Here is a 6,390-nt window from a genome sequence, read left to right on the forward strand (position 1 = left end):
CGCGCTGGTCAAACCGGTCCGGACCACGAGCGGTCTGGATGACTTTTCTTGGGGTGGAAGGGATAGCGCTCGCGCTGACGGCGTGGGCACTGACCCGTTCGGACTATCGGATCTCGGATTTCGGTTACTTCGCGGCACTGCTGGCGCTGGCGGTGGTGCAGGCGGAGCTGTCGAGGAACGTCGAGCGCATCCGGCGCACGATCGCCGACGCCCCGCACATCAACATGACCTCGGTGTGGACGTTCGGCGGCGCGCTGGTGCTGCCCGCGGGGCTCGCCGCGCTGCTGGCGGTGCTCGTCTACGGGCACCTGTGGTTGCGGTTGTGGCGCGACATGCCGAACCGGCCGACGTACCGGGTGGTCTACTGCGCGGCCGCGGTGGTGCTCTCGGCGCTGGCGGCGGGAGAGCTCGTCGGCGACCGGCTCGAGACCGGGCTGGGCGGATCGGTGCTCGTCGTCGGTGCGGCGCTGGTGTACACCGTGACCAACGCCGGGATCATCGCGATCTCGGTGTATCTGCACACCGATGGCCGCTCGCCGCGGTCGTTGTTCGGGGGTGTCGAGGACAACCTGCTGGAGTTCGCCACGCTGGTGCTCGGCGGGATGACGGCGCTGGGGCTGCTGTACGAGCCGTTCCTGGTGCCGTTCGTGCTGCTGCCCGTGCTGGTGCTGCATCGCAGCGTCCTGGTGCGGCAGCTGGAGGTCGCGGCGAGCACCGACACCAAGACCGGGGTGCTCAACGCGCGGGCGTGGCACGAGCTGACGCAGCGGGAGTTCGCCGAGGCGGCGGGCGCGAAGGGCACGTTCGGCGTGCTGATGCTCGACCTCGACCACTTCAAGCGGGTCAACGACACCTACGGTCATCTCGCCGGGGACATGGTGCTGAAGGCGGTCGCGACCACGATCTCCGAGCAGGTCCGCGACTACGACTCGGTCGGCCGGTTCGGCGGCGAGGAGTTCGTCGTGCTGCTGCCGGGGGCGCCGGAACCGGATGTGCTCACCGTGGCGGAACGGATTCGCCACGCGGTACAGGAACTCGTGGTCGACGTGCCGGGCACGGAGCCGTCGCAGGAGATCCGCGGGCTGTCGGCGTCGATCGGGGTGGCCATGTACCCGGCGGCGGGGCACGCCGTCGAGCGGCTGCTGCATGTCGCGGATTCCGCGCTGTACCAAGCGAAGAACACCGGCCGCAACCAGGTGGTGAGCATGGCCGTGGCGGCGGCTACTTGAGGCCGCCGACGGCCCAGGCGACCACCATCAGCGCCAGCATGAGCGAGATCGCCGCCTGCAGCATCATCGTCATCTTCGCCCAGATCCGCAGCGGCATGACGTCGGTGGGGCTGAAGGCGGCGGCGTTCGTGAACGACATGTAGAGGTAGTCGAGATAGCGCGGCTCCCAGCTCCTGGCCGCGCGGCTCGGCAGGTCCATCTGCGGGAACAGCAGGTCGGCGTGCTGCGCGGTGCCGAGCGCGCGCCGGCCCGGCCCGCCGCGGTCGAATTCCCAGTACCACAAGGAGAACACCACGATATTGGTCCAGTACACGATGCCACCGGTGATCAGCACCTGCGCCGGATGACCGCCAACGGTCCCGGTGCCGATCCCGATCACCAGCCGGACGGCCGAAGCGCCGTTGGCGACGGACACCAGCGCGACCATGGCCAGGGAGAGGCCGCGTTCGAGGCGGCTGAAGTCGTCCACCCGGCGCGGGTTGATCAGCAGCAGTGCGACCACCAGCAGCGCGGACACCGCGGGCAGCAGCCACCACGGCCGCAGCACCATTTCGCCAGGCAACGCCAGCTGCAAGGCGAGTGTCGCGACCACGACGATCATCGCGGGCCAGCGGGATTCGCCGGTCGTGGCGCGTCGCCAGGCCGGGATCTCCTCCGGCTCCGCTGCGGCTGCTGAGTTCACCGCGTCACGGTAGGGCGTCCGCCGCGGCGCCGCCAGTGGCCGTCAGCCGGCGGGCCACGTCGGTGCGTGACCGGGCGCCGAGCTTGCGGAGCACCTTCGCGACATGCTGTTCCACGGTGCGTGGCGAAAGGAACAAACCGTCCGCGATTTCCCGGTTCGTCCGGCCTTCCGCCAGCATTCCGGCGACTTCGCGCTCGCGTGGTGACAGCTCGCGGCCGTAGCCACGCCGTCCGCGTTGCGACGGCGCCCACGCGCCGTGTTCGCGGAGGACGTGCCGGCAACGCCCGGCGTCACGGGTCGCGCCGAGACATTCGTACGTCGTCGCGGTGGCGGCCAGATCGGCGACGGTGTCGCGGTGGCCCGCCTTCAGCCGGTTCAGCGCGGCGCGTTCGCGGGCCCCGGTGGCGAGGTAGGGCATCGGCAGCCGCTCGTACGCCGCCGCGGCCTCGTCGAACAACACCGCGGCAGCGGGATACTTGCCGCGAGCGCTGAGCAGGGTCGCGCGACCCGCAGCCAGTGCGGCGGTCGCGATCGGCGCGTCCAGGGTGCCGACACCGCGGGCGAACTCCTCGACCACGGTGTCCGCGTCCGGCCACCGGCCGGCCCGGGTGTAGGCCTCCGCGGCCGTGGGCACCAACGCCGCGGCCCAGACCCAGATTCCCTTGTGGCGGGCCGAGTCCATCGCGTCGTCGGCGGTGCGGCACGCGGCGTCGACGTCGTCCGTGGCGAGCAGGACGGCGACCAGTGTGGCGGCCGCGGCCAGCACGAGCGGGATCCGGCCCTGGCTGGGCTCGTGCACCTTGGTCGCCGCGAGATGCTGTCGCGCGGTGACGAATTCGCCGCGCACGGCGGCCAGGTTGCCGAGCACGAGCGCGGTTTCGGCCACGACAGGGGCGAGTTCGGTGTTGCCACTCAGGAGTTTCCCGGCCTTTTCGGTGAGTCCGGACCAGCGGCCGAGCAGCCAGTCCAGCCGGAGCCGGATGCTGTGCGTTTCCGCGCTCTGCCCGGCGGGCAGCCGTTCCGCGCGCTGGAGGTGTCCGGCCCAGATCATGGCGTCGGTGAGGTCACCTCGGAGATGATCCGCGTCGGTCGCCGGGAGCCGCTGGAACTCCGGCCACGCGGCGGGGTCCCCGAGGCAGGCCGCCGTGGCGATCCGTGCGGCGGTGAGTTCGCGGAGCAGTTCGGGGTTGCTCGTTCCGGCGGCGAGTTCCTCCGCCCGCCGTCGCCATTCTTCGTGCCAGGACAGCGGGGTCAGCCCGTCGTGCGGCCGGGCGAGCAGAAGCGCGGCGTGGGCGGCGAGGTCCGGCCTGTCACCGAGTTCGGCGACCGCGCGTTCCAGCTCGGCGCGGCCACGGCACAGACCGCCGGTGGTTCGGGCGAGCAGCGCGCCGAGGCTCAGCCGGACGACGCCACGGACGTCGGTGTCGAGCGGTCTTCGGAGGACCCGGTCCAAGGTGGTGATGGCACCGGGATGGAAGCCCCGCCGGGTGACCTCACTCAGTTTCGTGGCGGTCCGCGCGAGCCCGGAAGCGCTTTCGCCCGGGTCGGCCAGCACGTCACGCAGCAGCTCGACCGCCGCCACCGGCTCGCCGTGTGCGATCGCCTCGCCGGCGGCCGCCTCGGCGTATCTTCGCCACCGGCCGACGTCGCCTGCCGCCCGCGCGTGCTGTGCGAGCAGCCTGAGCGGCGGTGCGGGCCGGGTCGCGAGCAGCCGTACCGACTCCGTGTGCAGGATCGTCCTTTCCGGACTGTCCACAGTGTCCCGGACGGCCTTGCGTGCCAGCGGGTGCCGGAATCCGTAACGTCCCTCGCCGAGATCGGCAAGGAGGTCGCCGGTCAGTGCGGCGAGCAGTGCCGGGCGGAGCGTTTCTCCGGTGAGTCCGGCCAGTTCGCCCAGCAACGGGGCCTCGGCCTCGATGCCGAGCACCGCGGCGGCGCGCACCAGCCGAGCCGCCGCGCCGGGCAACGCGGCCAGCCGTTCGGTGATCGTCTCGCGTAGCGCGGCGGGCACTTCGAGGCTGTCCAGCACGAGTTCGCCGGTCGGCGGCCTGTCCTCGGTGTCGTGCAGCGCGCGCAGCGTTTCCTCGACGACGAACGGAATTCCGGTGGTGCATTCGCGCAGCCGTGTCGCGAATTCCTCGGTGACACCGGGGTTTTCGAGCAGCTCGGCGGCCAGCTGGCGAACCGCGCGGGCGTCGAGCGGGCCGAGGGACACGCGTGCCGTGTGGACGGTGGGCGCGACACGGATCGGTGCCCGTAGCGGCGACCGGTAGGCGACGACGAGGGCGAGCTCGGCGGGCATGGCGGTGGCCAGGAACCGCAGCAGGTCACAGGTGTCCTCATCGGCCCAGTGCAGGTCGTCGACGAGCAGGAGCGCAGGACCGCAGGCGCCCAGCAACTCGCGAATCGCGCGGAACACGCGGTGCCGCTCCGCGCCGGGGGAAGGAAGTGAATCCGGTTGCGGGGGAAGGATTTCCGCCAGCTCCGGCAGGAGCGGCCGCAGCACTCCGGCGACCGGGCTGAGCGGGCCGACCGCATGGTCGGCCGCGGAGCGCAGCGCTTCCAGCACGGGGCCGTACGGGAAGGGTTCGCGGAAGCGCTGGCAGGCCCCGGCGAGCACCCTTCCGCCCGCGAACTCCCGGTGGCGCGCCAGCTCGGCCAGCAACCGGGTACGGCCCATCCCGGGTTCGCCCTCGATCAGGACGGCGGCGGGGCGATGGCGAAGGACCTCGACGACGGCGTCCAGCTCGGGCTCCCTGCCGACGAACGCGGGCGGACCGGTACGGACGGAGATCGAGGTCGAACGGGGGATGGCCGGCCACATGACGGCCTCCTCGGCAAGCGGCTGCGTCCGGTGTGCGGGGAGCGTAAGCAGTGCTTCACGTAGCCGTAAACCGGACGTCGTCGGCCGTGCGGGTTGGTGCGCTCACACGTCTGCGCGTCCTCGGCACCGGTTGGCAGACCGCGAGCGGGTGGAAAATCACGATGCGTACGAAATGTCGGCGATTTCCCCGAATGCAGCACGGACGGACACGCTTGGAGGCAGGCGGGCGCTACGCGTCGTGTTGGTAAGAAACCCTACTTAAGGACTTGGCCGTCCGGGTGAAGAGCAGTGGGACGGCGGCAGGTGGAGCAATGGGTTGGTCCGCGGGGGAATGCGTATACCTATCTGCGCGGAGCCCGGATTGTGCGTGCCGTCCGCTACGCGAAGGCTCGCGTTCGGCCCACGTGGCCACTCCGGCCGCGTGCCAGTCGGCGAGGGAGAAGTATGAAGATCACGAAGTCCTTCGGTGGTGTGGCCGTCGCGGTACTGGCGACCGGCGTACTGGCGGCCACTCCGGCCGCCGCGGAACTCACTCCGCTGAACCCCGGTATGGTTCCCGCCCTCCAACGCGATCTGGGGCTGAGCGAAGGCCAGGCGCTCGCCCGGCTCGGCAGCGAGGAGGCCGCCGGCCGGGTCGCGCGGTCGATCGTCGGCGCGCTCGGAGATCGGCTGGGCGGCGTCAGCTATCACGCAGCGACCGGCAAAGCGCACATCGGCGTGACCGATCCGGCGTTGCTCGACCGGGTACGCGCGGGCGGCGCGGAGGCCGAGCTGGTCCGGTTCAGTGCACGGCAACTGGATTCCACTGTGGACATTTTGAACACGAACGAACGGTCCGCACCGGATGCCGTGACCGGATGGGGCGTCGACACGGCCGCCAACCGGGTAACGCTCTCGGTGCTCCGCGGGCAACGTGAGGTCGCCGAGTCGTATGTGGCGAAATCCGGCGTCGACCGCTCAGCGGTCACGATCGCCGAGGTCGCCGCGAAACCGATGCCGTTCTACGACGTCCGCGGTGGCGACGCGTACTACATCGGCAGTTCTTCGCGATGCTCGGTGGGTTTCTCGGTCCGCGGCGGATTCCTCACCGCCGGGCACTGTGCCGCGCTGACCGGCGGCGGCGCGCTGAGCGGATACAACCACGTCGCGATGGGCCGGTTCGGGAAGTACGTGTTCCCCGGCGAGGACTACGCTTCGGCGACCGTCAACAGCAACTGGACGCCGGTGGGGCAGATCAACAACGGCACGCGGGTGTCCGGGACCACCGAGGCCGCGGTCGGCGCCTCGGTGTGCAAGGCGGGCTCGACCACCGGCTGGACCTGCGGCACGATCCAGGCCAAGAACCAGACGGTGCGGTACCCGCAGGGCTCCGTGCGCGGGATGACGCAGACCAGCGCGCACGCCGAGGGCGGTGACTCCGGTGGGTCGTTCATCAGTGGCAACCAGGCGCAGGGGCTCACCTCGGGCGGCGACTCCTCGACGACCTACTTCTACCTGGTGAACAAGGCGATCTCGGCAACGGGCACGTCGATCGTCCTCGGCTGATCCCTCCCGCGGAACACCGAAGGGGGGGGGGGGGGGTGGGGTGGGGGCCCCCAACACCCCCCCCCCCCCCATCCCACACCCCCGCCGCGCCGGGGGGGGGCGGCGGGAGA

The 6,390-nt window shown here is 71.2% G+C and carries 4 protein-coding genes; 2 read left to right on the forward strand and 2 right to left on the reverse strand.

Features of this window, described 5'->3' with window-relative positions; genetic code table 11:
- The first annotated feature begins 38 nt into the window (after window positions 1-38).
- Entirely contained in the window at window positions 39-1,229 is a 1,191-nt protein-coding gene (locus ACFWY9_RS16655) for a diguanylate cyclase (protein ID WP_378327455.1), read from the forward strand.
- Here ACFWY9_RS16655 and ACFWY9_RS16660 read toward each other — a convergent pair.
- A complete protein-coding gene (locus ACFWY9_RS16660; protein WP_378327484.1) occupies window positions 1,222-1,830 on the reverse strand; it encodes a hypothetical protein in 609 nt (202 codons plus the stop codon). The two genes, ACFWY9_RS16655 and ACFWY9_RS16660, sit on opposite strands and share 8 nt — an antisense overlap.
- A gap of 85 nt (window positions 1,831-1,915) precedes the next feature.
- Complete coding sequence (locus tag ACFWY9_RS16665; protein WP_378327454.1) at window positions 1,916-4,735, reverse strand: ATP-binding protein; 2,820 nt, start codon at window positions 4,733-4,735, stop codon at window positions 1,916-1,918.
- Window positions 4,736-5,179: 444 nt separating this feature from the next.
- On the opposite strand from ACFWY9_RS16665, the gene ACFWY9_RS16670 reads away from it, so the two are divergent.
- The gene (locus ACFWY9_RS16670; protein WP_378327453.1) at window positions 5,180-6,280 is read left to right on the forward strand and encodes a S1 family peptidase; all 1,101 of its coding nucleotides are present in this window, start codon (window positions 5,180-5,182) and stop codon (window positions 6,278-6,280) included.
- The last annotated feature ends 110 nt before the right edge of the window (window positions 6,281-6,390 follow it).

The organism is Amycolatopsis sp. NPDC059027, assembly GCF_042739735.1.
Classification (GTDB): Bacteria; Actinomycetota; Actinomycetes; order Mycobacteriales; family Pseudonocardiaceae; genus Amycolatopsis.

What these genes read in the sequence shown, in the direction of transcription:
- ACFWY9_RS16655 (WP_378327455.1), top strand. Translation starts at nt 39, where the DNA reads ATGACTTTTCTTGGGGTGGAAGGGATAGCGCTCGCGCTGACGGCGTGG.
- ACFWY9_RS16660 (WP_378327484.1), bottom strand. Translation starts at nt 1,830, where the DNA reads ATGATCGTCGTGGTCGCGACACTCGCCTTGCAGCTGGCGTTGCCTGGC.
- ACFWY9_RS16665 (WP_378327454.1), bottom strand. Translation starts at nt 4,735, where the DNA reads ATGTGGCCGGCCATCCCCCGTTCGACCTCGATCTCCGTCCGTACCGGT.
- ACFWY9_RS16670 (WP_378327453.1), top strand. Translation starts at nt 5,180, where the DNA reads ATGAAGATCACGAAGTCCTTCGGTGGTGTGGCCGTCGCGGTACTGGCG.